The sequence below is a fragment of the Streptomyces bicolor genome, from assembly GCF_000719285.1.
GTDB lineage: Bacteria > Actinomycetota > Actinomycetes > Streptomycetales > Streptomycetaceae > Streptomyces > Streptomyces bicolor.
The window spans coordinates 46,794-71,408 of the sequence record NZ_JOFS01000022.1 but is presented as its reverse complement, the minus strand read 5'-3'; the positions used below and the strand labels follow the sequence as shown (position 1 = coordinate 71,408).

Below are 24,615 nucleotides of genomic sequence, written 5' to 3'. Positions count from 1 at the left end.
GCGGCACCGGGGAACCCTGGAGGTGGAGGTGGCGATGGATCCCGTCGACGCGCTGAACCGGATCGCCTTCCTGCTGGAGCGGTCCCTGGCGCCGACGTATCGCGTACGCGCCTTCCGCACGGCCGCCCGGGTGCTGGCCGGGCTGCCCGCGGACGAGGTGCGGGCGCGGGCGGAGGCCGGGACGCTGGAGTCACTGCGGGGTGTCGGCCCGAAGACTGCCCAGGTGGTGCGCGAGGCGCTGGCCGGTCAGGTGCCGGCCTATCTGACGGACTTGGAGGGCCGCCCCGCGGTCGCGCCGCCCGAGAGCGGCCGGGAGTTGTGGGAGCGGTTGCGCGGGGACTGCCATCTGCACTCCGACTGGTCGGACGGCGGCAGCCCGATCGAGGAGATGGGCCGCACGGCGGCCGAGCTGGGACATGAGTGGGCGGTGCTCACCGACCACTCGCCGCGGCTGACCGTCGCCCGCGGTCTGTCCCCCGACCGGCTGCGCGAGCAGCTGGAGGTGGTGGCCGGGCTGAACGCGACGTGGGCGCCGTTCCGGCTGCTCACCGGCATCGAGTGCGACATCCTCGAGGACGGCACGCTCGACCAGGAGCCCGAGCTGCTGGAGCGGCTCGACGTCGTGGTGGTGTCCGTGCACTCCAAGCTGCGGATGGAAGCGGCTGCCATGACCCGCCGGATGGTCGCCGCCGTACGCGACCCGCACGCGGACATCCTCGGCCACTGCACCGGCAGGCTGATCACCGGGCGGGGCCGGCCGGAGTCCGAGTTCGACGCGGACGAGGTGTTCGCCGCGTGCGCCGAGTCCGGTACGGCGGTGGAGATCAACAGCCGGCCCGAGCGGCTGGACCCTCCCCGTCGACTGCTGCGCCGGGCCCTGGCGGCGGGCGTGCTGTTCTCCATCGACACCGACGCGCACGCGCCCGGGCAGCTCGACTGGCAGCGGTACGGCTGTGCGCGGGCGCAGGAGTGCGGGGTGCCCGCCGAGCGGGTGATCACCACCTGGCCGTTGGACCAGTTGCTGGACTGGACTCGGGAGAAGTGAGCCTTCGGGAGGGGCGTGATGCAGATCACCGCATATCGCGGCAAACCCAGGAACACCCGCCAGTAGTTTCCCGTTGAACCAGCCGTGGGTGCGGATGGGACAGTGTCCCCGGGCCTCACCTTTTGCCCACAGGGACGATCGTTCGGCTGAAGCCCTGTGGAGCCTTTCGCCGAGAGGCGACCGCCATCCGCGCCCACACCTCAGACCGCCCCGATCGGAACTCCCCCGTCCGGTCGGGGCTCTCCTTTTGTCGCTGAACCTCGAGTGGTCGCTTGACTTCGAGAGCGCTCCAATTCGTAGCGTTCCCGACATGAGCACTGCACAGCACAAGATCGGCTCCGGTTTCGACGCGACGAGCACCGCCGACGACGTCCTTGAGGGCATCGACCTGACCGGAAAGCTGGCGATCGTCACCGGCGGCTACTCCGGCATCGGTCTGGAGACCACCCGGGCCCTCACCAGGGCCGGCGCCCGCGTCGTCGTCCCCGCGCGCCGCCCGGACAGTGCGCGTGCGGCACTGGAGGGCGTGCCCGGCGTCGAGGTGGACGAGCTGGACCTCGGCGACCTGGAGAGCGTCCGCGGCTTCGCTGAGAGGTTCCTCGCCTCCCACCGCACCGCCGACTTCGTCATCAACGGCGCCGGCGTCATGGCGTGCCCCCAGACGCGGGTCGGGCCCGGCTGGGAAGCCCAGTTCGCGATCAACCACCTCGGTCACTTCGCCCTGGTCAACCGGCTGTGGCCGGCCCTGGTACCGGGCGGCACGCGGGTCGTCGCCGTGTCCTCAGGCGGACACCATCTGACCGGCGTGCGCTGGGACGACGTCCACTGGCAGCGGGGCTACGACAAATGGGCGGCGTACGGCCAGGCCAAGACCGCGAACGTGCTGTTCGCCGTACACCTGGACCGGCTCGGCAGGAGCTCCGGCGTCCGCGCCTTCGCCCTGCACCCCGGCGCCATCCTCACGCCGCTCCAGCGGCACATGGCCAAGGAGGAGATGGTGGAGCGCGGCTGGATCGACGAGAACGGCACCCCACTGAACCCCGAGGGCTTCAAGAACCCGCGGCAGGGCGCGGCCACGCAGGTCTGGGCGGCGACCTCGCCCCAGCTGGCCGGACTGGGCGGCGTGTACCTGCAGGACTGCGAGGTGGCGGAGCCCGCTCCGGCAGACGGTGCGATGCGCGGGGTGAAGGACTGGGCCGTCGACCCGGAGCAGGCGGCCCGCCTGTGGGAGCTGTCGGCCGGGCTGACGGGCGTGAACGCGTTCGCCGCGTAGCAGGCGTCCGGGGCGTGCGAGCGCCTCGAAACGGGTACCCGGAGGCCCCTGTCCCCCTTCCCGAGAGGAGCCGCAGGTGAGCAGCCAACCGGACCACAGGATCGTGGTGACCGGCGCCACCGGGAACGTCGGTACGAGCGTGGTGCGACTCCTCTCGGAGGATCCGGAGGTCGGTTCCGTCCTGGGGCTGGCCCGCAGGGCTCCGGAGTGGTCGCCGCCGAAGACGGACTGGGCGACTGTCGACCTGGCCTCCGAGCAGACCGATCTGCCAGGACTCTTCGAGGGCGCCACCGCCGTCATCCACCTGGCCTGGGCGTTCCAGCCCACGCACGATCCGGCGGTGACCTGGCGGACGAACGTGCTGGGCGGCATCCGCGTGTTCGAGGCGGCGGCCGCGGCGAAGGTGCCGACGCTGGTGCACGCGTCGTCGGTCGGCGCGTACTCGCCGGGCCCGAAGGACGACGCCGTGGACGAGTCATGGCCCACGCACGGCTGGCCCGATGCCGCGTACTGCCGGGAGAAGGCCTACCTGGAACGTACTCTGGACACCTTCGAGGGCCTGCACCCTTCGGTCCGCGTGGTGCGGATGCGGCCGGCCTTCCTGTTCAAACGGGAGTCGGCCAGCGAGCAGCGCCGCATCTTCGGCGGCCGCTTCCTGCCTGGGCCGCTGGCGCGTCCCGAACTGCTGCCGTTCCTGCCCGACATTCCGGGACTGCGGGTTCAGGCCCTGCACACCGACGACGCGGCCAGGGCGTATCACCTCGCCGTGAAGTCCGACGTCCGTGGCGCCTTCAATCTCGCGGCGGAACCACCGCTCGACGCCGAAGTGCTGGGCGAGATGTTCGGCGCCCGCCCGCTGCGCCTCCCGCGCACGGCGGCCCGCTCGGCGATCGCCGCCGCCTGGGGGCTGCACCTGCTGCCCGCCTCGCCGCACCTCTTCGACGCGGTCCTCAGGCTGCCCCTGATGGACTGCGCTCGCGCCCGTACGGAACTGGGCTGGAGCCCGGAACGCCAGGCGACCGAGGTGCTGGAGGAGTTCCTGCAAGGCCTCCAGCACGGCGCTGGGGCACCGACGGAACCCATGCGGGGCCGCAAGGTGGGCTGACCCCGCCGAGGAAGCTGTCTCAGCCGGTCGGTTCCTCGGGTACCGGGTGTTCCGGGTGGACCGTGCCCGACTGCGGCGCCCCCTGTCGGCCCGTGCCCGCCTCGTCCGTGTCGGGGACGTCGTCCGCTTCGGTGGCGTCGTCCACGGGCTCGACCGGCACCTCCCACGGGTCCTCTCCCGTGTCCGTCTGCTGGTCCGGCATGTCCCTCGGTACCGGCTCGCCGGTCCGGTCCGGCGCCTCGCGACCGTTGTCGGCCATGGTGCACCTCCCTGGCGTCGTCCGAGCGTCCCGCGAGTACCGCCTGGTCCACCGGCGAAACGTCACGGCGCCACCGGCTCGATGAGGGCGGAGCCCCGGGCCGGCGACGGATCCTCGGGCGCCGGACCGGCGCGCCGGCCGCCGCGTGCGAAGAAGTCGGCCAGCGGCAGGATCGCGGCACCGACGGTGACCGCGTCCGGGCCGAGTCCGCCCAGGCCGACGGTGACCTTCCGGGCCGGATGCCGCAGGGCGTACGCGGCCGCGTGCCGGCGTACGGCGGGCAGGAACCGGGCGCCGAGCTGGAGACCCGCCCAGCCGCCGATCAGGATGCGCTCGGGCTGGAAGAGGTTGATCAGGTCGGACAGACCGGCGCCCACGTACTCGGCCGTCTCCTCCAGTACGGCGAGCGCCCCGGGGTCGGCCGCATCGCCCTCGGTGGGATACGCGGCGGCCAGCATCGCCGCCAGCGCGGTCTCCTCGTCGGCGCCCTCCGGCCCGCTCCCGCCGGCCTCTTCGCGCCAGCGTTCCAGCAGCGCCTCGGCGCCCGCGTACGCCTCCAGGCAGCCGAGCGCACCGCACCGGCAGCGGCGCCCCCTGACCCGTACCGTCAGATGGCCCCACTCCACCGCCCGCCCGTGCTCCACCTCGGGGGTGACCAGACAGGCGCCGACCCCGGAGCCGAAGAGCACGACGATCGCGCTGCGGGCGCCGCGGCCGCCGCCGAACCACATCTCGGCCTGGCCGAGGGTCCTGGCGCCGTTGTCGATGAAGTACCGGACGGTGTCGGGGAGTTGGGAGCCGTCGCGCAGGAGCCGCTCCAGCGGCACCGCGTCCCAGCCGATCGTCTGCCCGTGCACCACGGCACCGGTCCCCGGCGTGTGTTCGACGATGCCGGGGACGCCGACGCCGACGCCGAGGAGCCGCTCGGGTCCGATGCCGGCACCCGCGAGCACCTCGGCGACGCCGTCGCGCACATGGCCGACGATGCCGTCCACCTCGTACCGCGCCTGCGCCAAGGGCCGTTCGGTGCGGGCGAGTTCGGTGAGCGTGAGGTCGAACAGTCCGATCCGTACCCGGGTCTCACCGACATCGACGCCGATCATGTGGCCGCTGCCGGGCGCCACGCGCAGCAGGATGCGGGGGCGGCCGCCGTCGGAGTCGACGCTGCCGGCCTCCTCGACCAGGCCGTCGGCGATCAGCTCGGCGACGACATTGCTGACGGAACCGGAGCTGAGCCCGGTCGCCGGGCCGAGTTCGAAGCGGCTGAGGGGACCGTCGAAGTAGAGGCGCTGCAGTACGGCCGTACGGTTTCCCCGCCGGAGGTCCCGTACCGTGCGCCCGTTCCGCCCCGCCATGCGGCTCCCTTCGGACCAGCTCTGTTCCACCCCGTTCGAACCGCCCTCATTGTGACCTACGCCGTGAGGTCCTCGATCTCGGCCAGCCCTGCCAGGAGCTCCGGGGCGACCCGCTCCTGGACCCAGCGCTCCTGTGCGGCGCCGACCGCCCGCGGGATCGTCTCCGTGAGCATGATCAGGTAGAGGTAGCAGCGGTAGAGGGCCAGGCGCAGGCGGGCCGGTACGTCGAAGTCGGCGCGCCCTCCGGGCTCCCGGTACCCCGCCAGGAACGCCTCGTCCGTCTTGATGTCCCCGAGCAGCGCCAGGGAGACGAAGTCGGCCAGCGGGTCGCCCCAGAACATGCGCTCGCCGTCGATGAGGCCACCGATCCGGGCCTCCCCCGACGCACGGTCGACCAGGATGTTGCCCTGCCACAGGTCGAAGTGGACCAGACACGGGACGGTGACCTCGTCCAGCGCGTCGTAGCCGGCCCGGAGCGTGCGCGCGATGTCGTCCGCGGGGCGCGGCAGCCGGGCGCCGTAGCGGCGGGCGTCGTCGAGGACGGCGTCGAGCATCCCGGTGAACGCCGTGCGCCAGTCGGGGGCGAGCGGGCCGAGGGCACCGGACGGATAGCCGAAGCCGGGCCCGGTCACGGTGTGCAGACGGGCGACCTGCCGGCCCAGCTCGGCGCGCAGGGCGGTCCGTTCGGTGTCGGTGAGCGAGCCGTTCCAGGGATCGCCGGGGCAGGCGGTCATCAGCAGGTTGCTGCCCATGGCCACGACACGCGGCGCGGGCACGTCCACCGTTGCCGCCGCACGATAGAACTCCGCCTCGGACACGAGGAGTTCGCTCTCATGGGTCAGGCCCGGGACGGTCGGCGCGGGCGGCACCTTGAGTACATACCGGCGGCCGTCGGTGAGCAGCAGTTCCTCGACCGTGTTGTACGTGCCGCCCGACATCGGCCGCAGGTGGGCGAGGTGTCCCGGCGGTATCCCCGCCGCCTCCAGAGCCTGCCGGGCCCGTGCCCAGGAGTCCGTCACCGTGCGCCCACCCCACCCCTTCGGTCAGCCGGCCGCGTACACGTCCTCCACATAACGGCCGTCCGCGATCAACCCGTCGAGCCACCGCCCGGCCGCCGCACCGTCCGCGCCGGGCGTGCTCTCCCGGTACAGCCTACGAAATGCCTCCCGCACGCCCGGCGCCATCCGGGAACCGTCCCGCCAGTGACGTGCGCTCGGGCGGGCAAGCGTCGGCGTCGGCGAGCGCGGTGAGCCGACCGGTGGTTCGGGCAACCACCACCTACGTCGCCTGCCGGCACGGTGGGGCGCGGCGATCCGTACCGAACTGGTCACCCGCGCCTAAGCGCTGGGCGTGCTCGCCGCCGGCGTGTGGCCGCCGACGCCGGCTGCCTCGGACGAGCCGGAGCAGGCGGTGCCCGCGCCTTCCGGGGCGCCGAAGCGGGCGAGCGTGTGCCACACCATCTTCAGGTCCTGGAGCTCATGGCGCCCGCTGCGCGCGGCGTCCCCGATGACGCGCGGATCGATGCGGTCGCCGTCGGCGATCCGGGCGCCCAGGTCGGCGTACTCCTGGCCGCGGTAGTCCGCGTGGCGGCGCAGTTCCGGCACGCTGAGCCGGTAGCCCGGGTGCCACTCGACGGGGCAGGGCAGCAGGCGAGCCGCCGTTTCGACGGGTGTGCCGCGGTAACAGACGTCCAGAACGACAGCCTCCACATCCCGGGCGAGGACGACCCCGCCGTGGATCTGTACCTCGATGTAGTCGTTGAGGGCGTCCCGCTCGTCGGCCTCGGCGAGCGCGACGAGATGCTGGGCCGCGGCGACTCCGAAGTCGGTCGGTTCGGCGGCGCTGTCGGGGTAGCAGAAGGTGGCGCGGGCGAGCGCCGCGCCGGTCAGCCGGAAGTGCGAGGAGCCGAACCGCGGGGCGGCGCCGACCACTTGGCGCCGGAAGTTCAGGGCGCCGTACACGGGCCGCTCGTGTGCGGTCGCGTCGTCGTAGGCCCCGCCGAAGATCCGGCTCTCCCAGCGCCAGCGGTCGCCTCCGGGGTGGGCGGTGAGGCCGCCGTTGCTGGTGCCGGTGACGAACTGGGAGTGGTAGGCGCCGTCCTCCGCCAGCGCGCGCAGGATCGGCACGCCCCGCACCAGCCGGTCCGGGTGGAAGTTGAGGGTCATGCGCCCGTCGGGGTCGACGGCCGGCCCCTTGGCGGAGGCCGCGACATGCCGCAGTGCTGCCTCGGCCCGTGGTGACCCGGTGAGGCCGAAATTCACTGGCTCCCCCTCAGCTTGCTGCCTAATCTAGGCCCTAACCTAGTGCCCCTAGGTTCTACCGATCAACGACCGGCAAGCCCTTGGAGACTCCCATGAGGTCACTCACCGAGCAGGACATCCGCAACTCCTTTATCAACTGCTCGAAAGGAGAGGCCAAGCGCCTGTCCGTGCCCCGCGATCTCGACGAACGCCCTTGGGACGATCTCGACTTCCTCGGCTGGCGGGATCCGGGGGCGCCCGATCGCAGCTATCTGGTGACCGAGAGGGAGGGGCGCCTCATGGGCGTCACCCTCCGCTTCCCCTCCTCGCAGCGCGGCTTTCTGCACCGCAGCATGTGCTCCCTGTGCCTGACGACGCATCTGGGCGGTGGCGTTTCCCTGATGACCGCGCGCAAGGCGGGTGCGGCGGGCCGCGAGGGCAACTCGGTCGGCGTGTACATGTGCACCGACCTCGCCTGTTCCCTTTATGTCCGCGGCAAGAAGGTCCCGGACTCCGGGGCCCGTTTCGAGGAGAGCCTGACGCTGGAGGAGCAGATCGCCCGGACGACCGGCAATCTCACCGCGTTCCTCGACAAGCTGTACGTCTGAGGGCGGCGGCGCCCTCACCGGTCCCGCAGCGTCGACGCCTCCACTCGGTGGAGATGGATCAGGACGTCGTAGTTGCGGGCGAGCGCGATGTCGTGCGGGCCGTCCGGGTACGCGGTGCCGATGCTCCGCGTCGGCCGTGCCCGCCGAAGCCAGCCGTCGGCCGGTGCTCCGACGGACCGCAGGTCGAGCAGGTGGTCGCGGTACCGCACCCGGTCCAGGGTCCGCTCGTTGCCGGCCGGGTCCGCCGGACCCAGCGTCCAGCGGCGGATGAGCTCGTCGTCCGGGCCAGTGGCGTTGAAGGAGCCGCGATCGAAGGTCAGGCCGACGCTCACATAGCCCGCGCCGAGGCTCTCCCGCAGGAACGCGCCCTGCACCTTCGGGTTCGCGGCGGGCTCCTCCGGCACATAGCCGACGTGGTTGTTGTGCGCCGACAGCAGCACCTTGGTGCCGGTGTGCCGCTGCCACCACACCACGTTGGCGGCCATCGCCCCGTCGCGGTAGCGCATGGCCGCGGCGATCTGCGCGGGGTCCTCGAAGTCGAAGGCGTACTGCCGGGCGGTCTGGTCAATCACCCTCGCCTGCTGGAGGGCCAGGTCGTACGCCTGGCGGCGGTCGGAACCAGGGGCCCGCCCCGCCAGCAGCCGAAGCGCCTCCCCCGTGCGCTCCGCCCGCTCCTCACGCTCGGCGTACGGCAGCCGCAGGTACTGCTCGATGTACGCGCCGGTCTGCACGGTCGGCCGCAGTCCGCGGTACAGCTCGGCGAGGCGGGCGCTCAGCTCGGGGCGGGCACCGGCCGCGTACGCCTCGACGGCGTCGTACAGCTCGGGCCCGGTCCAGGCGATGTCGTCGGCCATGAAGCGAACGGGGTCATCGGGATGCCGCACGTTGTACGCCCGCATCCACTCGACGAGCCGCAGATAGTCCGTGTTGTTCCACCACAGGTAGTCGCGCTGGAACTCCTCGCGCATGACGCGCCGGGGGTCGCCCTTGCCGTGCACCACGTAGTCGTTGAGGCGCGCACCCGTGCTCCAGGGGGCCTCCAGGGCGAAGGTGCGAAAGCCCTTCTCCTCGACGAGGTGGCGGAAGACTCGGTCCTTGAGGGCGAAGAAGTCGTGCGAGCCGTGGGTGGCCTCGCCCAGGCCGACGACCCGGGCCTGGCCGATCATCCGGTCCAGGGGCCGCAGATCGCCGGTGTCGCCGCCCGGTTCGACGGTCCTCAGCGGGTGCGCGGCGCGGTCCAGTGACTCGACGACCGTAGTGGAGGATGATGCCGCCGTTGCCGGGATGCCGGTCGTCAGGGCGGCGAGGATGATGAACAGGGTCAGCAGTAGTCCGGTCCGATGCCGATTCATGATCCAAGGCTTGCGCTCCGGGCGGACGGGAACCATACGGCGGTCCTCCGTCCCCGGGTGCGGACAACCTCGGGGTGACGGCGGGGGTTTTCTTCAGTCCCGGACCGATCGGAGCCGTGGATCCGGCCGATCGAAGCGCAGGCCCGGGCCGATGACCGCCCGGCCGCGCGCGGGTGTCCACGATCACCACACCGCCCCCTTGCCGTACTCCCGCCGCTGCGATCACTCTGGGGTCTCTTGCGGACCGTTACGGTCCGCAAGCTGTGTGTTGGAGGCATCTGTGGAAAGGGAACAGCGCAAGGATGCGAGAGGCACGTGAGGGAACGGCGTTCCAGGAGCGGCTCGGGAAGCTGCGCCGGGATCCCGTGGTGGTCCAGACGCTGCGGTCGGCGGCCGCGGCGACGATCGCCTACGTCATCGCGCTGCGCCTGAGTCCGGAGCAGGCCCCGCTCACCGCGCCCCTGACCGCGCTGCTGGTCGTCCAGGTCACCCTGTACGCCACGCTCACCAACGGCATCCGCCGGGTGAACTCCGTGGTGGCCGGCGTCGTGGTCGCCATCGCCTTCAGCCTCCTGGTCGGCCTGACCTGGTGGAGCCTGGCGCTGCTGATCGTCGCCTCGCTGGCGGTCGGCCATCTGGTGCGGGTCGACGAGTACGTACCCGAAGTGGCGATCAGCGCGATGCTGGTCCTCGGCGTCACGACCGTCGGGGACACGGCGTGGGCGCGGATCCTGGAGACGCTGATCGGCGCGGTGGTCGGGCTCGGCTTCAATCTGCTCCTGGCGCCGCCGGTGTGGGTGGACGAGGCCGGTGAGTCGCTGGAGGGACTGGCCCGCCGGCTGCGGCAGTTGATGCTGCGCATCGGTGAGGAGGCCGCCGGACGCCAACCGTTCGAGCAGGCCGCGGCCCGGCTGCACGAGGCGCGCCGGCTCGACCACGACATCGTCGAGGTGGACGCGGCGCTCAGGCAGGCCGAGGACAGTCTGCGGCTCAATCCACGCGTGCGCGACAGCGTGCTGCACCGGGTCGTGCTGCGCACCGGACTGGACACGCTGGAGATCTGCACGGTCGTGCTGCGGGTGCTCGCCCGCACGTTCACCGACCTCGCGAAGGAGCGTGAGCCGGAGCCGCTGTTCGCGAAGGAGACGGGCGCCGTCGTCGACCAGTTGCTGTCCGAGATCGCCGACGCGATCGTCAGCTTCTCGGTCCTGGTCACCACCCACGTCAGCAGCAACGCGGACGCGGCGGAGACCCGGCTGTCCGCGGAGTTGCGCACGGCATCGGGCACCCGCGACAAGCTCGCCCTGCTGCTGCGCGAGGAGGCCGAGCGCGAGAGCCGGCACTGGCAGTTGCTCGGCGCCGTCCTGACCGAGGTGAACCGCATCCTCGACGAGCTCGACACCGAGCACCGCTCGCGTCGCCTGCTGGAGGAGCTGGACCGGGTGTCGCAGGAGCAGCGCGCGCGGATGCCGCGGCTGACCCGGCTGCGCGAGCGCATGGGCGTTCAGGAGCAGCTGTGGCGGAACCGGACCGGGATGGGCGGACGTTCTCGGTAGGGGACGCCGGGTCCGGGCCGGCGCCTGGAGCGAGGGAGCGGGCCGATGACCGACACGACCGTGCGGATCGACGGGAACACACTGCGGCTGCCCGGCGGTGTGGCGGTGCGGTTCATCCGTACCCTGCGGCTGCCGGAGTCGGGCACGCATCCGCTGCCCCCGGGGCTCGGCGAGTTCCCGATCCGGCGGGTGGCGGACCACCCGGACACGGTTCCGCAGGCGTGGCGGGCGCACGGCGGGGTGATGCTGCCGGTGTTTCTGCGCGAGGCGATGTGGCTCAGCTTCGGCGGCACCACGCAGCCGGCGGCCCTCCAGGTCGGGGTGGGCAAGGTGTGCGCGGTCTCGGGGAAACCGTGGAGCGACCGGCTGTCCCGCAAACCGCAGAACTACGTCGTGCTGCCCCGCCAGCCCTGGCTGGACGGCATCAACTCCGGGAAGGGCACGGTCCGCCAGTTCGTGGCGGTGCCGCTGGGGCTGGGCGCGACCGTCGAGGGGCAGGTCACCGGCGAGGAGGTCTGGGGCGGCGTACAGCTGCAGTCGTTCCCGCTGAAGGAGCCCCGGCTGGCCGAGTGGCGTGAGCAGGAGCGGCGCCGGGCCGAGTCGGCGTGGGCCGGCGCGCCGTCCGGTGGCTTCGGTGCCGCGATACCCATGGCGGCACCGGCTCCCCAGGGCGCGGGCCCGGCGCCCGCCGCGGCTCCGGCGGGCCTGCGGTCCCGGGCCGCCGCGGCGATGGGCCTGGGCGTCGGCGGCTCGATGCGGCAGGAGGTCTACGAGGACGACCGCCCACTCTCGGACTGGGAGGACCGCCCCGGCGGCCGGGTCTTCGTCCATCTGGTGACGCCTCCGGAGTGGCGCCGCATCACCGGTGAGGCTCCCCCGCCGTCGCCGGTGGACCGGGCCGCGTACACGCGCGCGGGGCTGCCCTGGTTCGACTACTACGACCAGGACGCCGAGGACCTCGCTCCCGCGGACACGCTGGAAGCGGTGAAGCCGGTCGGTGACTGGCTCGGTGACGACCACGAGCCGTGGCAGGCGCCGACGCCGGGCCAGGTGAAGCCGCTGAAAGATGCGCCGGGCAAGCCGGTGCAGGACGGGGACTGGTAGGCGGCGCGAGGCGCTCAGGTCCCGGCATAAAGAGCCACCCCCGTCGTATTGCACCCTGCGCAACGTTCGTTGCTCTTCTTGTGCTCGGCGGGTGATCCACGCCAAGGTTGCTGTCGCGACCACGACGACCGACGACCTGAGGTGTGGACATGGGCAGTGGTGGGCTGAGCAGGCGCCGATTCGTCGGAACCCTCGCGGGGTCGGCCGCCGGCGTCACGGTCCCGGCGACCACGGCGTGCGACGACGCGCCCGCGCCGGCGGACACGGCCGGCAGCGCGGCCTCCGAGGCGACGACACCCGGCCCGCGTCAGAGCGCCCGGACCGAGAGCCGCGAGCCGTCCGGCCCGCGTCCCCTCTACCTCGGCACCTACACCTCCGTCGAGGGCGGCGGCCAGGGCATCGGCCTCGCCACGTACGACCCGGTCACGGGCCGTGTCACCGGCACCGGGACGATCACCGGCGTCGACGATCCCTCGTATCTGGCCCTGCACCCGGACGGCCGGACGCTGTACGCGGTCAACGAGCGCGAGGACGGTGCCGTGACCGCCGTGCGCGTCGCCGACCGAAAGGTTCTGGGGAGCCGCAGCACGGGCGGGGCGGCGCCCTGCCATCTGTCGGTGCATCCGAGCGGACGCTGGCTGCTGAGCGCCAACTACGGCACCGGAAGCGTGGCCGTGCACCCGATCGACGCCTCGGGCGCGCTCGGTGAGCGCACCGGCCTGGTCACGCACTCCAGTCCGGCGCCCGGGCCGGGCCAGGAGAGCCCGCACGCCCACCAGTTCATCACCAGCCCCGACGGCCGCCATGTGCTCGCCGTCGACCTGGGCACCGACACGGTGTACACGTACCGCCTCGACGAGAAGGCGGGCACGCTGACCGAGGTCGCGCGGGCGCAGACCGAGCCGGGGGCGGGCCCGCGTCATCTGACGTTCCACCCGGGCGGGCGGTACGCGTATCTGGCCAACGAGGTCGACAACAGCGTCACTGTCTGCACGTACGACCCAGGCACGGGCAGGCTGACCATCGGCGCGGAGCAGGACACGGGCACGGGCTCCGGCACCAGCTATCCCGCGCAGATCGTGGTGACCCCGAACGGCCGCTACGCCTATCTCGCCAACCGGGGCCACAACAGCCTCGCGCGCTACGCGGTGGAGGCGGACGGCGCCCGGCTCAAGCTGCTCGACACGGTGCCGGTGTTCGGGGACTTCCCGCGGCAGATCGCCCTCTCGCCGGAGGGCACGCTGCTGTTCGCGGCGAACCAGCGGTCGAGCACCGTCAGCGTCTTCCGGGTCGACGAGGACAGCGGTGAACTGCGGCCGGCCGGCGAGCCGTTCGCGTCACCCGTCGCCGTCTGTGCGCTGCCGCTGTAGGGCGCGGGGGCAGGAGGCGGCGCTGGCCTGGGCGAGCAGGATGTGCATGCGCTCGGTGAGCTGTCCGACGTCGTCGGCGGGCCGGTGGAACGGCAGTCGTACGTCGGCCTGGGCGCGGGCACGCTCGATGCGCAGGGTCAGTCCGTGCCGGTCGACGGCGAGGGGCTGGACGCGGACGGCGCCGTGCAGGCTGTCGGAGTCGACGAGGCGGGTGAGCCGCTCGACGGCGTCCGGGTGGCAGTCGGCGAGGTGGGTGAGCAGCCGGGCCTCGGCGGTGGACAGCGGGTCGGGTGCGGCGGCGGCGAACTCCTCGAGGTCGACGACCACGGCACCGGACGGCTGCCGCAGCACCGCCCGCGTCGCGTGGAAGGCGAGTCTGCCCTCCTCGGGGGCGAACCAGCCGGACAGCCAGAGCCGGGAACGGATCCGCCCCCGCACCGGCACGGGCGCGACGTCGGCGAACTCCAGGACGGCGGACGGCTCTCCGCGGGGGGCGCAGATCGCCGCCGTGACGAGCACACTGTCCTCCGGCACGTCCAGCAGGACGCGGCCGTCCTCGGTCACGGTGTGCGCGCCGACCAGCTCGTCGCGGCAGCCTTCCGCGGTCACCGCGCAGGACCACGCGGCGGCGAGCACCGACCGGGCGCGTTCCGCCGCGGAAGGCGCGGCCGCCCAGGTTTGGCTGTCAGCCATCCCATACCTCCTTAGGTAAGCCTTGCCTAACCTATCGAAGATCGGGCCGCACGCCAACCAGCCCTCGCGATCCTGTGCGATCTCTTTGGAGGCGTCCGGGGTGTTCAGGCCGAGATGACACCCAGCAGAGCGCGGGCGCACAGGTCGCGCACCTGCTCCCGGGACAGCTCCGAACCCCTCAGCCACTCCAGACACACGGCGGTCGTGAACGCCAGCCAGCCCCGCACGGCGAGTCCGACGTCGGGCCGCTTCTCGAAGACCGGGCCGAACTCGGGATCCGCCGCCATCGCCGCCAGGATCTGCTTCTCCTGCGCGGCCAGGGCTCGCTGATAGACCTTGCGCACCGCCTGGTCACCGGCCGCGTCGGCGCGATGGAAGGCGCGGTAGCCGTGGGCGTGGGCCTGCACATACTCCAGATAGGTATCGAGCCCCGCGGCGAGTTGCTCGCGCACCGGGACCCCGGGCACGGCGGCCGTCATCCGCAGCATGCGCTCGCTCTCCCGCTCGACGACGGCCGCGAAGAAGTCCCGCTTCGTCGGGAAGTAGTGGTACAGCAACCCTCGCGAAACGCCTGCGATCTCGGCGACCTGCTCGATCCACACGTCGTCGTACGGACTCTCCGAGAACAGCCTCGCCCCGACGGTGAGGAGCTGCTCGCGGCGCTCCTCGGTGCTGAGCCTGCGGCGTGCGCGCTCGCCCTGGTTCGCGGCCATGCCCGCACTTTACTTGACGTGGATTCAACAGCGGGACCAGACTGGGCGCGTTATTGAACCGACGTACAACGAGCTCAACCTGCCGCTGGATCAAGGGAGATCGCGTCATGGTGGGGACTACGACCGGGAACGGACTCCCGAAGGGATTCCGCAGCGCCGAGCAGGGCTGGCCGGAGCTGCACCGCATACCGCATCCTCCGCACCGGCTCCCCCTGCTCGGCGATGTGCTCGGCGCCAGCAGGCGTACGCCGCTCCAGGATTCCCTGCGACACGCCCGGCAGTTGGGGCCGATCTTCCGGCGCAGGGCGTTCAACAGGGAGTTCGTGTTCGTGTGGGGCGCCGATCTCACGGCGGACATGGCGGATGAGTCCCGCTTCGCCAAGCACGTCGGGCTCGGGGTCGCCAATCTGCGCCCGGTCGCCGGGGACGGCCTGTTCACGGCGTACAACCACGAGCCGAACTGGCAGTTGGCGCACGACGTGCTCGCGCCGGGGTTCAGCCGGGAGGCCATGGCGGGCTACCACCCGATGATGCTGGACGTCGCCGACCGGCTCATGGCCCACTGGGACCGCGAGCTCGCGGCGGGCCGGTCGGTGGACGTGCCCGGCGACATGACCAAGCTGACCCTGGAGACCATCGCGCGTACCGGGTTCGGGCACGACTTCGGCTCCTTCGAGCGGGACCGGCCGCACCCGTTCGTCACGGCGATGGTGGGCACGCTCACCTACGCCCAGCGCCTGAACTCCGTACCGGCGCCTTCCTTGCTACGGCGATCCGCGCGCCGCAACGAGGCCGACATCGCCTACCTCAACCGCACGGTCGACGACCTGGTCCGCGCCCGCACGGCGAACGGTCCCGGCGACGGGGACCTGCTGGACCGCATGCTGGAGACGGCCCACCCGGAGACGGGCGAGCGACTGTCCGCGCAGAACGTCCGCCGACAGGTGATCACCTTCCTGGTCGCCGGTCATGAGACGACCTCGGGGGCGCTGTCCTTCGCCCTGCACTACCTCTCCCGCCATCCGGACGTCGCGGCCCGCGCCCGAGACGAGGTGGACCGTGTCTGGGGCGACGCGGAGGCGCCCGCGTACGACCAGGTGGCAAGGTTGCGGTATGTGCGCCGCATACTCGACGAGTCCCTGCGGCTGTGGCCGACGGCGCCCGCCTTCGCCCGGGAGGCCCGCGAGGACACCGTGCTCGGCGGGGTCCATCCCATGCGGCGGGGCGCCTGGGCGCTGGTGCTCACGGCGATGCTGCACCGCGATCCACAGGTGTGGGGCGCGGACGCCGGGCGGTTCGACCCGGACCGCTTCGAGGCGGGGGCCGTGCGGACGCGACCGCCGCACACCTTCAAGCCGTTCGGGACGGGAGCGCGGGCCTGCATCGGGCGCCAGTTCGCGCTGCACGAGGCCACGCTGGTGCTGGGGCTGCTGCTGCGCCGGTACGAGTTCCGCGGCGACCCCGCCTATCGGCTCCGGGTGACGGAGCGACTGACGCTGATGCCGGAGGGGCTGCGGCTGGGCCTGGAACGGCGGGCCACGCCTGCGCCTGGACCACCCGTCCCGTCCGGCACCGCTGAGGGCGCGCCCTCAGACCTCCGCTGTCCAGTGCACCGGGCGGCCGACTGAGCCGGGCAGCCGGGTGCCCGCACTGCCCCGGGCCGCGTTCAGCTGGGGCTGGGTCAGGAAGAAGGCGCCGGTCAGGTCGGCGTCGGTGAGGTCGGTGTCGCGCAGGTCGGCGCCGATGAGGTCCGCCCCGCGCAGGTCGGCGCCGGTCAAGTCGGCGGCGATCAGGTAGGCACCGCGCAGGTTCGCGCCGCGCAGGTCGGCGCCCTTGAGCCGGGCGCCGATCAGGTCCGCGCCCCGGCGGTCCTTCTTGCGGCCGCGCACGCCTGCCCGCGCCAGCTCGCTGGTCCTCAGCAGGAGGGCGTTGACGTCCTGACGGTGAGCTGCCACGTCCAGTGCGCCGAGCTCCTCCGGGGACCGGCGCGTGAGCTCCTCGGTCGTCTCCAGGAGGCCGCGCAGCTCGGCGTGCAGAGGGCGGGCGGCGGGCAGGGTGAGGGCCTCGGTCAGGTACCAGAGCAGTTCGTGGAGCTGGCGGACGACCGGGAAGACGTCGAACATCCGGCGGGCGTGGTCGCGTGAGCCCCTGCGCCAGTCCTGGCCCGCGAAGGTGACCTGCGAGACCTTCTGTCCGGCGCCGAAGCAGTCGTAGACCGTGCAGCCGGTGAAGCCGCTCTGCCGGAGCCGGGCGTGGATGCCGCAGCGGTGGTCGTCCTGGAGGTTCCGGCAGGGCGTCCCGGCCGCCTTGTCGACCGCGAAGTCGGCGGAGGCGGCGAAGGGAAGGGCGACGCAGCACAGCCCGAAGCAGTTCGCGCAGTCTCCGCGCAGGTCGATGAGGTCGCCGGGGTGATCTTGCATGACGTCCAGCCTAATGTCCGGCCCGGAACGAAAACTCACCGACGCGTTTCCGGCGCTGTGGGGGTCCTCTCATACAGCGGAAAACAAACTCGGCTACCACTGATAGACGAGCCGACGAAAGCAGGAGCACGCCCGCATCGAGCAATCCGGGAGAGACGTCATGTGCAGCCACCAGCCCCCGTGCCCGAACGCCGAGAGCCCGGACCATCACGCCGCCGTGATCGTGTCGGCCCACCCCGAACAGGGCTGGAGCCTGCTGTGCAACGGCACCATCGTCTTCGACGACACCGGTGAGCTGCTGCCGGACGGGCGGGCCGTGGACCCGCACCGGGTCCACGGCCCGCTGGCCGTCGCCGCCTGACTCAGCCGGCGAGGTCCGTCAGGTCGAGACCGGCCAGCCGCTCGGGGTCCGCCAGGATGTACATCTCGGTGATCCGGCCGTCGGAGATGGTGACGCCCATGACCGACTGCGGCTTCCCTTCGGGGGCGTTGAGGATCCCGACCGTGCCGTTGACGAGCACGAATCGGATGAACTGCGTGGGCTGCGCCAACTGCCGGAACAGCATCACCTGTTCGGCCACGGGCTTCGCCCCGCGCACCACCTTGGACGCCGCCACTCCGCCGATCAGCGGCCCGGAGTCGGCCCGCAGCACGACGTCGGGGTCGAGGACCGCGAGCAGCGCCTCGAAGTCCCCCGCGCGGGACGCCGCCATGAAGGCGTCGAGGACCTGCCGCTGTCTGCCGAGGTCCGGCTCGGCAGACGGCGTGGCTCCCCGCACCCTGCGCCGGGCGCGGCTGGCCAGCTGGCGGGTCGCGGCCGAGGAGCGTTCCACGATCGGCGCGATCTCGTCGAAGGGCACCGCGAACATGTCGTGCAGCACAAACGCGATCCGCTCGGCCGGCTCCAGCGTCTCCAGCACCACCAGCAGGGCCAGGCCCACCGAGTCGGCCTGGAGCACCTCCTGTTCCGGGTCGATCTGCGACAGCGGCCGGATCACCGGGTCCGGGACGAAGGTGTCGTCCAGCGGTTCCTCATGCCGTCTCGTGCGTGAGCGCAGCATGTCCAGGCAGACCCGGCCGGTGACCGTGGTCAGCCAGCCGCCGAGGTTCTGGATCTCGTCCGGGTCCGTGCGGCTGAGCTTGATCCAGCTCTCCTGGACGGCGTCGTCCGCCTCGGACAGGGAGCCCAGCATGCGGTAGGCGACGGCCTTCAGATGGCCGCGATGCTCCTCGAACCGGTCGGCCGGCGCCGGCGTGCCCGTCATCTGCTCCCCCTCGTCTGTTGAATCATCTGCTGAACAGCTCGAAGGCCACCGCGGGTTTCCCGCCGAACCGCTCCCCCATGGCTTCCGCGTGCTGGGTCAGGAAGCCGCGGACGTACGTCTCGGGATCCTCGTCCGTCAACGCCTCGATGTACGCGCGGTGTTCGAGCAGCGAGCGCACCGCGCGCTCCAGACCGGGCGTCGCGTCCACCGCGTGCGTGGGCGTGCTGGAACCGGCGACGGCGACCCACCGGACGCCGTTCCACGGTTCGAGGCCCTGCTCGGTGAGCTCGGGGAAGATCCAGCGGTTGCCCGCGTCACCGGCCGCGTCCAGCGTGGCACGGCCCACCGCCACATGGTCCGGCGTGTTCCAGGCGACGCCGCCCCAGGTGTCCCGGTGGTTGAGCGTGATCACCAGCTCGGGACGGTGCCGGCGGATGGCGGCGGCGATGTCGCGGCGCAGCGCGGTGCCGTACTCGATCACGCCGTCCTTGTGGTCGAGGAACTCCACCGCCGACACGCCCACGACCGCCGCGCTGGCCCGCTGCTCGCGCTCGCGCAGCGGGCCGCACGTCGCGGGGTCGAGCGTGTCGATGCCGGCCTCGCCGCGCGACGCGAGGACGTAGGCGACCTCGCGGCCGGCGTCGGTCCAGGCGGCGATCGCCGCCGAGCAGCCGTACTCGAGGTCGTCCGGGTGCGCGACGACGGCGAGCGCACGCTGCCAGTCGTCGGGCATGGGCTTCAGCTGAGTGATCGTCGGCTCGGTCATGCCCGCACACTAACGCGTGACACTGACATCACGCCTCGTCACGGGTGAGGGCGAGCAGCCGGTCCAGGACACGGGGGCCGCCGGCCCGTACACCGTCGTGCTCGAACTCGTCGGTGACCCAGGTGCGCAGGCCGCGGATGGCACGGGCGGTGGCCAGGGAGTGGGCGGTGTCGACGTACATGTCGTCGTGGTAGACGGCCGCCGCGACCGGTACCTCGTTGGCGGCGAGGCGCGCGGAGTCGTACAGGGGCGTCCAGTCGGTGCGGGCGGCGAGGAGTTCGGCGGTCTCGCGCAGCGGGCGCAGGGCCGGGTCGCAGTCGAACATCCAGGGGTGGATGGTCTCGCCGGTGAACAGCAGCGGTCCGTCGCCCGCGAGGGTCTTGGCCGCGTCGAACTGCGGGAACTCGGCGCGCACGCGCTCGGCGGACCAGGCGGTGGGGCGGGCGTCCTGGCCGTAGATCGCCTCGTGGACGAGGGCGTACAGCGGGTGGCTCGCGTACGACAGCAGGCCCTGGACCTCCTCCTGGAACGCGTCCGAGAGGGCCGGACCCTGCGGGGTGCGGACGAAGGCGTCCTCCAGGAGGTAGTGCAGACGGTGGCTGCCCTCGCTGCCGCCGAGGACGATGCCGAGGGACTGGAATGCCTCGGCGGTGAGGCGGTAGCCGTTGGGCAGGACCACGTCGTTGGAGATGAGGTGGTCGGCGATACGGCGGGCGCGCTCGACGTCCTGCGGGTAACGGACGTAGTGCGCGGCGACCTTGCGCTCGATGCGCGGGTAGGCCGCGCGGTAGACGTCGTCGGCGTGGGCGTCGAGGGAGGGAAGGCCGCCGGTGATGACGGCGGCGGTCAGGCCCTCGGGGGCGGTGGAGAGGTAGTTGACCGTGCAGAAGCCGCCGAAGCTCTGGCCGAGGACGGTCCAGGGGGCGCCGCCGGTGACGTCGCGGCGGATCGCCTCGCAGTCGCGGACGATCGAGTCGGCGCGGAAGTGCGTGAGGTAGTCGGCCTGTTGGGCGGGGGCGCCACGCAGCGGGAGGGTCTGGCGGTTGGCGGGCGTGGAGTGGCCGGTGCCGCGCTGGTCGAGGAGCAGGACGCGGTACTCCTTCAGCGCGCGGCCGAGCCAGGCGCCCTGGCCGACGAAGCGGTTCGCGCCGAAGCCGGGGCCGCCCTGGAGATAGACCAGCCACGGCAGGTCCTGGTGCGCCTTGTCGCTCGCGACGACCTCACGGGCGTAGAGCTCGATCGTCTCCCCCGTCGGGGCGTCGTGGTCGAGGGGCACGGTGAAGTGGCGGTCGGTGAGGACGACGCCGGGCTGGCGGTAGCTGACGGTCAACAGGGCTCCCGGGACGGAGGGTTTTCGGGCCGCGCCCCAGTTCAGCACATGTTCGTCCGCCAACCGAGCCCCGGGATCATGAAATCGTACTGAATGGCGGATCAGCGGGTCCGGAGGCCGGCCCTCCTCCGGGTCAGCGGGCGGACAGGCTGGACCGGCGTACCACCAGCTCGGGCTGGAGGACGACCCGCCGGTGCTCGTGCTTCTTCGCGCCGGTCTCCTCCTCCGTCTCCTCCAGGAGCATCTCCGCCGCGAGGGTGCCCATGGTGACCGCGGGCTGCCGTACGGAGGTGAGGGGGACGGCCGCGGCGGCGGCGAACTCGATGTCGTCGTAGCCGACGATCGCGAGGTCGTCGGGGACGCCGACGCCGGCGGCGTACATGGCCTGCAGGACGCCGAGGGCGAGCAGGTCGTTGGCGCAGAAGACGGCGGTGGGGCGCTCGGCGAGGCCGAGCAGGCGGGCGCCGGCGTCCCGGCCCGCGGCGACGTCGAGCCGTTCGGTGGGCAGTTCGCGCAGGTTCTCGGGGCCGAGGCCGGCCTCCTCGAGCGCGTTCAGGGCGCCGGTGCGGCGGTCGCGGACCTGGTTGAGGCCGGGCGGGCCGCTGACGTACGCGATGGAGCGGTGCCCGGCGTCGACGAGGTGACGTACCGCGAGCGCGCCGCCCGCGACGTCGTCGACGGAGACCGAGCACTCGGTGGTGCCCTCGGCGACCCGGTCGACCAGGACGAAGGGGATGTTGTGCCGCCGGAACGTCTCGATGTTGCGGCCGGTGGCGTCGGCCGGGGTCAGCAGCACGCCCCTCACCCGCTGCTCGGCGAAGAGCGACAGGTAGTCGGCCTCCTCGCTCGCGCTCTGCCCGCTGTTGCAGACCATCACGCCGAGCCCGGCCTCGCGCGCGGCCCGCTCGGCGCCGCGCGCCACGTCCACGAAGAAGGGGTTGCCCATGTCGAGCACGAGCAACCCCATGATCCGGCTGCGGCCCGCGCGCAGCTGGCGCGCGGACTCACTGCGGACATAGCCCAGCCGGTCTATCGCGGACTGCACGCGCGCGCGGGTCTCCGTCGCGACCGTGTCCGGACGGTTGATGACGTTCGAGACCGTTCCGACGGAGACTCCGGCGGCGCGGGCGACGTCCTTGATACCCACCGACTGGGTCATCGGTCAGGGACCTCCAGAGAGACGTTGTTGCAGCGTGGGGCGGCGCAGGGCACATTACCGTCAAGCCGCCCACAACGGCTGCGATCAGGCAGGCAGGCGGAAGTTGAGGTTACGCAGCGCCGAGGGCGTCGTACCGCTGGACTTCTCCTGGTACATGATCGACAGGAAGTTGTCCTGTGCGATGCGCGTCTCGTCGATGACGACCTCGCCGAAGGCGTTCAGCCCGGCCGTGACCCCGTCGTACAGGACCGACCAGTCCGCGTAACCCGAAGCCTTGGAGGCCCCGGCGATGCGGCAGAACGGGAAGATCGCGTACGCGTTGTCGTACTTGTCCAGGATCAGCTTGGTGCGCTGGCTGGAGTTCAGCGGGACCGGGATCTCGGTCTTCTGCCAGGTGCCCGAGGAGTTCTTGCGGACGTGGAAGGCGCGCCCGTTGGCGGTGCGGTCGGCGACGTAGTTCGTGGTGCACTGACCGAACCGGCCGGGGACGTAGGAGATGATCGCGTGCGGCAGGCCGGCGGAGTCGGTGAACTGGCTCTCCTGGTTCATCAGGGAGTGGTCCGGGTTGAGCGGGTCGATGACGAGCCCGCCGTCGGTGACGGCGACCTTGTCGGAGCCGCCGGTGGTGCCGACGACGGTACCGGCGTTGTTGCGCCAGGTGCGGCCGCGGTCGTCCGAGTAGACGTAGCCGGTGTCGTGGTTGGTGATGCCGCCGCCGTTGCACATCACGGCGCCGTTCTGCTCACGCCAGGTGAAGAACGAGTGCAGCCGGCCGTTCTTGTCGTAGTCGATGCCGTGCAGGTACATGTTGCGGGCCGTGGAGGAGCCGTGCTCGCTGGTGTACGTGCCGGTGGAGCTGCTCCACTCGCCGAGGTTGGTCCAGGTCGAACCGTCGTACTCGGCGAGGGCGTTGCGGCCGTTGCCGGAGATGGCGACGCGGTAGCTGAGCTGCAGCCTGCCCTCGGGGGTGGAGATGAACTGCGGGTAGGTGAACTGCGAGGTGAGGGCCAGCCCGTCCAGGGTGGACTGGGGTGCGCCGAAGCGGCTCGCGGTCCAGCTCAGCCCGGCCGGGTTGTCCATCAGCCCCGCGACCGACTTGACGTAGGTGAAGCCGTCGCTGTGCGAGTCCATGTTGAGGTGGAGGCGGCCGTCGATCTTGGAGACGCCCATGGATATGACGTTGTGGGAGTCGTTGTACCGGAGCGTGTGGCCGACCTTGACCGTGGACCAGGTGCTGGAGCCGAGGACGCGGCGGCCCACGACGGCGTTGCGGTCGGCGGTGTACCAGACGGCGTACTGGTAGCCCTTGTAGGTCAGCAGCCCGTTCTTCTGGAAGGCGTTGTTGTTGACCAGGCCGTCGTACGACACGAAGAAGAGGGCCTGCGTGTCGAGGGTGGTGGTGCCGGTCAGAGTGAGGGACGGACCGGGGTCGGCGGCTCGGGCGATGCCGGCGGAGAGGGCGGGGGTCATCACGGCTCCGGCGAGGGCGGCGCCCAGCAGGGTGCGTCTCTTCATCTCGGGGGACTCCATTGTCGGCGAGGTGCGGGGAGGGGTGATACGGCGGGGGTCAGGCGAGGTGGAAGACCTCGGTGAGAGGCTTCATCGCCTCGTCGGGGCGGGCGCCGTCGAGGGACTCGAAGAACTCGCCCATGTCGGCCTGCCAGCGGGCGTTGACCTCGGTGGCCTCCATACCGGCCTTGGCGGCCTCGAAGTCCTCGGTCTCCAGATAGCCGACGAGCAGACCGTCGTCGCGCAGGAAGAGGGAGTAGTTGTGCCAGCCGGTGGCCGAGAGCGCTTCGAGCATCTCCGGCCACACGGCCGCGTGGCGTTCGCGGTACTCGGCGATCCGGTCCTCGCGGACCTTGAGGAGGAAACAGACGCGCTGCATGAAGTACCGCTCCCTCGATCAGAAGTTGTACTGGTCGATGTTCTTGACGTCGAAGACGGTCGGCTTGCCGAGGCTGATCACGCCGTCCTTGCCGATGGTGTACGTGGTGTCGCCGGCCTTGAAGGTCTCGCCCTCCTTGCCGGTGATCTGGCCGGAGACCAGGGCGACGGCGGCACGGGCGGCGAGGTCACCGAGCTTCGCCGGGTCCCACAGCTCGAACGCCTCGACGGTGCCGTTCTTGACGTACTTGCGCATGTCGTTCGGGGTGCCGAGGCCGGTCAGCTTGACCTTGCCCTTGTACTTGGAGCCCGACAGGTACTGGGCGGCGGCCTTGATGCCGACGGTGGTCGGGGAGATGATCCCCTTGAGGTTCGGGTACTCCTGGAGCAGGCCCTGGGTCTGCTGGAAGGACTTCTGGGCGTCGTCGTCACCGTAGGCGACCTTGACGAGCTTGATGTCCTTGTACTTGGGGTCCTCGAGCTCCTTCTTCATGAAGTCGATCCAGATGTTCTGGTTCGTCGCGGTCTGCGCGGCGGACAGGATCGCGATCTCGCCCTTGTAGTCGATCTGCTCGGCGAGCAGCTGCACCTCGGTGCGGCCGAGGTCCTCGGCGGAGGCCTGCGAGACGAAGGCGTTGCGGCAGTCGGCGGTGGTGTCGGAGTCGTAGGTGACGACCTTGATGCCGTTCTTCATGGCCTGCTTGAGCGCGGTGCACAGGGCGCCCGGGTCCTGCGCGGACACGGCCATCGCGTCGACCTGCTGCTGGGTGAGCGTGTTGACGTACGACACCTGCCCGGCGGTGTCGGTCGCGCTGGACGGCCCGACCTCCTTGTAGCTGGAGCCCAGCTCCTTCAGGGCCGCCTCGCCGCCCTTGTCGGCGGAGGTGAAGTACGGGTTGTTGACCTGCTTGGGCAGGAAGCCGACGGTCAGCCCCTTCTTCAGCTCGGCGTTCGGGTCGGCCTTGCCGGCGGTGGCAGCGGAGGCGCCCTCGCTCTTGACGTCCTCCTTGGTGGTGCCGCCGCAGGCGGTGAGGGCCAGGGCGAGGGAAGTGACGGCGGCGAGGCCGGCGGAGGCACGGCGGAGGGATGACTTGCGCATGGCAATGGTCCTTTAC

The 24,615-nt window shown here is 71.7% G+C and carries 25 protein-coding genes; 9 read left to right on the top strand and 16 right to left on the bottom strand.

Going from position 1 to position 24,615, the window contains the following annotated elements; translation table 11 throughout:
* Nucleotides 1-34: 34 nt before the first annotated feature.
* The 3 genes from IF78_RS0127605 to IF78_RS0127595 all read left to right on the top strand — a co-directional run bounded on the left by IF78_RS0127605 (nucleotide 35) and on the right by IF78_RS0127595 (nucleotide 3,423).
* On the top strand, nucleotides 35-1,045 hold the full coding sequence (locus IF78_RS0127605) for a PHP domain-containing protein (protein ID WP_031485555.1): 1,011 nt from the start codon (nucleotides 35-37) through the stop codon (nucleotides 1,043-1,045).
* A 310-nt stretch (nucleotides 1,046-1,355) separates the two neighbouring features.
* Nucleotides 1,356-2,318 (top strand): SDR family NAD(P)-dependent oxidoreductase, encoded by a 963-nt coding sequence (locus IF78_RS0127600; protein ID WP_031485553.1) that lies wholly within the window; start codon nucleotides 1,356-1,358, stop codon nucleotides 2,316-2,318.
* Nucleotides 2,319-2,394: 76 nt separating this feature from the next.
* Nucleotides 2,395-3,423, top strand: coding sequence for an SDR family oxidoreductase (locus IF78_RS0127595; protein WP_031485551.1), 1,029 nt, complete (start codon nucleotides 2,395-2,397; stop codon nucleotides 3,421-3,423).
* Nucleotides 3,424-3,442: 19 nt separating this feature from the next.
* Here the strand turns inward: IF78_RS0127595 and IF78_RS0127590 are convergent, their stop codons facing one another.
* The 5 genes from IF78_RS0127590 to IF78_RS0127570 form a co-directional block, all read right to left on the bottom strand.
* Nucleotides 3,443-3,682, bottom strand: a complete 240-nt coding sequence (locus IF78_RS0127590) for a hypothetical protein (RefSeq protein ID WP_031485550.1) — start codon at nucleotides 3,680-3,682, stop codon at nucleotides 3,443-3,445.
* A 62-nt stretch (nucleotides 3,683-3,744) separates the two neighbouring features.
* On the bottom strand, nucleotides 3,745-5,037 hold the full coding sequence (locus IF78_RS0127585; RefSeq protein ID WP_031485549.1) for an ROK family transcriptional regulator: 1,293 nt from the start codon (nucleotides 5,035-5,037) through the stop codon (nucleotides 3,745-3,747).
* Between the two features lie 56 nt (nucleotides 5,038-5,093).
* A complete protein-coding gene (locus tag IF78_RS0127580; RefSeq protein WP_031485548.1) occupies nucleotides 5,094-6,056 on the bottom strand; it encodes a phosphotransferase family protein in 963 nt (320 codons plus the stop codon).
* Nucleotides 6,057-6,080: 24 nt separating this feature from the next.
* The gene (locus IF78_RS48960) at nucleotides 6,081-6,221 is read right to left on the bottom strand and encodes a hypothetical protein (protein WP_167348333.1); all 141 of its coding nucleotides are present in this window, start codon (nucleotides 6,219-6,221) and stop codon (nucleotides 6,081-6,083) included.
* A 153-nt stretch (nucleotides 6,222-6,374) separates the two neighbouring features.
* Nucleotides 6,375-7,298, bottom strand: coding sequence for a DUF3626 domain-containing protein (locus IF78_RS0127570; RefSeq protein ID WP_031485547.1), 924 nt, complete (start codon nucleotides 7,296-7,298; stop codon nucleotides 6,375-6,377).
* A 92-nt stretch (nucleotides 7,299-7,390) separates the two neighbouring features.
* Here IF78_RS0127570 and IF78_RS0127565 point away from each other — a divergent pair, with 92 nt between their 5' ends.
* On the top strand, nucleotides 7,391-7,885 hold the full coding sequence (locus IF78_RS0127565) for an FBP domain-containing protein (RefSeq protein ID WP_031485545.1): 495 nt from the start codon (nucleotides 7,391-7,393) through the stop codon (nucleotides 7,883-7,885).
* Between the two features lie 14 nt (nucleotides 7,886-7,899).
* Here IF78_RS0127565 and IF78_RS0127560 read toward each other — a convergent pair whose 3' ends face one another.
* The gene (locus tag IF78_RS0127560) at nucleotides 7,900-9,237 is read right to left on the bottom strand and encodes an erythromycin esterase family protein (RefSeq protein WP_031485544.1); all 1,338 of its coding nucleotides are present in this window, start codon (nucleotides 9,235-9,237) and stop codon (nucleotides 7,900-7,902) included.
* 302 nt (nucleotides 9,238-9,539) lie between these two features.
* Between IF78_RS0127560 and IF78_RS0127555 the strand changes: the two genes are divergently transcribed.
* The 3 genes from IF78_RS0127555 (at nucleotide 9,540) to IF78_RS0127545 (ending at nucleotide 13,267) form a co-directional block, all read left to right on the top strand.
* Nucleotides 9,540-10,793 carry an FUSC family protein gene (locus IF78_RS0127555; protein WP_031485542.1) on the top strand — a complete coding sequence of 418 codons (1,254 nt, stop codon included), beginning with the start codon at nucleotides 9,540-9,542 and terminating at the stop codon, nucleotides 10,791-10,793.
* A 45-nt stretch (nucleotides 10,794-10,838) separates the two neighbouring features.
* The gene (locus IF78_RS0127550; RefSeq protein WP_031485540.1) at nucleotides 10,839-11,897 is read left to right on the top strand and encodes a hypothetical protein; all 1,059 of its coding nucleotides are present in this window, start codon (nucleotides 10,839-10,841) and stop codon (nucleotides 11,895-11,897) included.
* 149 nt (nucleotides 11,898-12,046) lie between these two features.
* Nucleotides 12,047-13,267, top strand: coding sequence for a lactonase family protein (locus tag IF78_RS0127545; protein WP_031485538.1), 1,221 nt, complete (start codon nucleotides 12,047-12,049; stop codon nucleotides 13,265-13,267).
* Here the strand turns inward: IF78_RS0127545 and IF78_RS0127540 are convergent.
* Together IF78_RS0127540 and IF78_RS0127535 are read right to left on the bottom strand one after the other, a co-directional pair.
* Nucleotides 13,235-13,960, bottom strand: a complete 726-nt coding sequence (locus tag IF78_RS0127540) for a DUF2470 domain-containing protein (RefSeq protein WP_031485536.1) — start codon at nucleotides 13,958-13,960, stop codon at nucleotides 13,235-13,237. The two genes, IF78_RS0127545 and IF78_RS0127540, sit on opposite strands and share 33 nt — an antisense overlap.
* A 104-nt stretch (nucleotides 13,961-14,064) precedes the next feature.
* Nucleotides 14,065-14,673 carry a TetR/AcrR family transcriptional regulator gene (locus tag IF78_RS0127535; RefSeq protein WP_031485534.1) on the bottom strand — a complete coding sequence of 203 codons (609 nt, stop codon included), beginning with the start codon at nucleotides 14,671-14,673 and terminating at the stop codon, nucleotides 14,065-14,067.
* A 107-nt stretch (nucleotides 14,674-14,780) separates the two neighbouring features.
* Between IF78_RS0127535 and IF78_RS0127530 the strand changes: the two genes are divergently transcribed.
* A complete protein-coding gene (locus tag IF78_RS0127530; protein WP_031485532.1) occupies nucleotides 14,781-16,301 on the top strand; it encodes a cytochrome P450 in 1,521 nt (506 codons plus the stop codon).
* Here the strand turns inward: IF78_RS0127530 and IF78_RS0127525 are convergent.
* Entirely contained in the window at nucleotides 16,263-17,093 is an 831-nt protein-coding gene (locus tag IF78_RS0127525) for a pentapeptide repeat-containing protein (RefSeq protein WP_031485530.1), read from the bottom strand. The two genes, IF78_RS0127530 and IF78_RS0127525, sit on opposite strands and share 39 nt — an antisense overlap.
* Before the next feature lie 160 nt (nucleotides 17,094-17,253).
* On the opposite strand from IF78_RS0127525, the gene IF78_RS0127520 reads away from it, so the two are divergent.
* The gene (locus IF78_RS0127520) at nucleotides 17,254-17,454 is read left to right on the top strand and encodes a DUF5999 family protein (protein ID WP_031485528.1); all 201 of its coding nucleotides are present in this window, start codon (nucleotides 17,254-17,256) and stop codon (nucleotides 17,452-17,454) included.
* A gap of 1 nt (nucleotide 17,455) precedes the next feature.
* Here the strand turns inward: IF78_RS0127520 and sigJ are convergent, their stop codons facing one another.
* From sigJ to rhaS, 7 genes are all read right to left on the bottom strand, one after another.
* Nucleotides 17,456-18,358, bottom strand: coding sequence for an RNA polymerase sigma factor SigJ (sigJ, locus tag IF78_RS0127515; RefSeq protein ID WP_031485525.1), 903 nt, complete (start codon nucleotides 18,356-18,358; stop codon nucleotides 17,456-17,458).
* A 22-nt stretch (nucleotides 18,359-18,380) separates the two neighbouring features.
* Nucleotides 18,381-19,124, bottom strand: a complete 744-nt coding sequence (locus IF78_RS0127510; protein ID WP_031485524.1) for a PIG-L deacetylase family protein — start codon at nucleotides 19,122-19,124, stop codon at nucleotides 18,381-18,383.
* Nucleotides 19,125-19,152: 28 nt separating this feature from the next.
* Nucleotides 19,153-20,454: an alpha/beta fold hydrolase gene (locus tag IF78_RS0127505; RefSeq protein ID WP_031485522.1), complete on the bottom strand. Its 1,302-nt coding sequence runs from the start codon at nucleotides 20,452-20,454 to the stop codon at nucleotides 19,153-19,155.
* 133 nt (nucleotides 20,455-20,587) lie between these two features.
* Nucleotides 20,588-21,613, bottom strand: a complete 1,026-nt coding sequence (locus tag IF78_RS0127500) for a LacI family DNA-binding transcriptional regulator (RefSeq protein WP_031485520.1) — start codon at nucleotides 21,611-21,613, stop codon at nucleotides 20,588-20,590.
* A gap of 84 nt (nucleotides 21,614-21,697) precedes the next feature.
* The gene (locus IF78_RS0127495) at nucleotides 21,698-23,128 is read right to left on the bottom strand and encodes a BNR repeat-containing protein (protein WP_031485518.1); all 1,431 of its coding nucleotides are present in this window, start codon (nucleotides 23,126-23,128) and stop codon (nucleotides 21,698-21,700) included.
* A gap of 52 nt (nucleotides 23,129-23,180) precedes the next feature.
* Nucleotides 23,181-23,501, bottom strand: a complete 321-nt coding sequence (locus IF78_RS0127490; protein WP_031485516.1) for an L-rhamnose mutarotase — start codon at nucleotides 23,499-23,501, stop codon at nucleotides 23,181-23,183.
* An 18-nt stretch (nucleotides 23,502-23,519) separates the two neighbouring features.
* The gene (rhaS, locus tag IF78_RS0127485) at nucleotides 23,520-24,599 is read right to left on the bottom strand and encodes a rhamnose ABC transporter substrate-binding protein (RefSeq protein WP_031485514.1); all 1,080 of its coding nucleotides are present in this window, start codon (nucleotides 24,597-24,599) and stop codon (nucleotides 23,520-23,522) included.
* Between the last annotated feature and the right edge of the window lie 16 nt (nucleotides 24,600-24,615).

What these genes read in the sequence shown, in the direction of transcription:
- IF78_RS0127540 (WP_031485536.1), bottom strand. Translation starts at nt 13,960, where the DNA reads ATGGCTGACAGCCAAACCTGGGCGGCCGCGCCTTCCGCGGCGGAACGC.
- IF78_RS0127565 (WP_031485545.1), top strand. Translation starts at nt 7,391, where the DNA reads ATGAGGTCACTCACCGAGCAGGACATCCGCAACTCCTTTATCAACTGC.
- IF78_RS0127510 (WP_031485524.1), bottom strand. Translation starts at nt 19,124, where the DNA reads ATGACCGAGCCGACGATCACTCAGCTGAAGCCCATGCCCGACGACTGG.
- rhaS (WP_031485514.1), bottom strand. Translation starts at nt 24,599, where the DNA reads ATGCGCAAGTCATCCCTCCGCCGTGCCTCCGCCGGCCTCGCCGCCGTC.
- IF78_RS0127500 (WP_031485520.1), bottom strand. Translation starts at nt 21,613, where the DNA reads ATGACCCAGTCGGTGGGTATCAAGGACGTCGCCCGCGCCGCCGGAGTC.
- IF78_RS0127490 (WP_031485516.1), bottom strand. Translation starts at nt 23,501, where the DNA reads ATGCAGCGCGTCTGTTTCCTCCTCAAGGTCCGCGAGGACCGGATCGCC.
- IF78_RS0127530 (WP_031485532.1), top strand. Translation starts at nt 14,781, where the DNA reads ATGGTGGGGACTACGACCGGGAACGGACTCCCGAAGGGATTCCGCAGC.
- IF78_RS0127535 (WP_031485534.1), bottom strand. Translation starts at nt 14,673, where the DNA reads ATGGCCGCGAACCAGGGCGAGCGCGCACGCCGCAGGCTCAGCACCGAG.
- IF78_RS0127550 (WP_031485540.1), top strand. Translation starts at nt 10,839, where the DNA reads ATGACCGACACGACCGTGCGGATCGACGGGAACACACTGCGGCTGCCC.
- sigJ (WP_031485525.1), bottom strand. Translation starts at nt 18,358, where the DNA reads ATGACGGGCACGCCGGCGCCGGCCGACCGGTTCGAGGAGCATCGCGGC.
- IF78_RS0127520 (WP_031485528.1), top strand. Translation starts at nt 17,254, where the DNA reads ATGTGCAGCCACCAGCCCCCGTGCCCGAACGCCGAGAGCCCGGACCAT.
- IF78_RS0127495 (WP_031485518.1), bottom strand. Translation starts at nt 23,128, where the DNA reads ATGAAGAGACGCACCCTGCTGGGCGCCGCCCTCGCCGGAGCCGTGATG.
- IF78_RS0127585 (WP_031485549.1), bottom strand. Translation starts at nt 5,037, where the DNA reads ATGGCGGGGCGGAACGGGCGCACGGTACGGGACCTCCGGCGGGGAAAC.
- IF78_RS0127525 (WP_031485530.1), bottom strand. Translation starts at nt 17,093, where the DNA reads ATGCAAGATCACCCCGGCGACCTCATCGACCTGCGCGGAGACTGCGCG.
- IF78_RS48960 (WP_167348333.1), bottom strand. Translation starts at nt 6,221, where the DNA reads ATGGCGCCGGGCGTGCGGGAGGCATTTCGTAGGCTGTACCGGGAGAGC.
- IF78_RS0127560 (WP_031485544.1), bottom strand. Translation starts at nt 9,237, where the DNA reads ATGAATCGGCATCGGACCGGACTACTGCTGACCCTGTTCATCATCCTC.
- IF78_RS0127600 (WP_031485553.1), top strand. Translation starts at nt 1,356, where the DNA reads ATGAGCACTGCACAGCACAAGATCGGCTCCGGTTTCGACGCGACGAGC.
- IF78_RS0127590 (WP_031485550.1), bottom strand. Translation starts at nt 3,682, where the DNA reads ATGGCCGACAACGGTCGCGAGGCGCCGGACCGGACCGGCGAGCCGGTA.
- IF78_RS0127605 (WP_031485555.1), top strand. Translation starts at nt 35, where the DNA reads ATGGATCCCGTCGACGCGCTGAACCGGATCGCCTTCCTGCTGGAGCGG.
- IF78_RS0127555 (WP_031485542.1), top strand. Translation starts at nt 9,540, where the DNA reads ATGCGAGAGGCACGTGAGGGAACGGCGTTCCAGGAGCGGCTCGGGAAG.
- IF78_RS0127545 (WP_031485538.1), top strand. Translation starts at nt 12,047, where the DNA reads ATGGGCAGTGGTGGGCTGAGCAGGCGCCGATTCGTCGGAACCCTCGCG.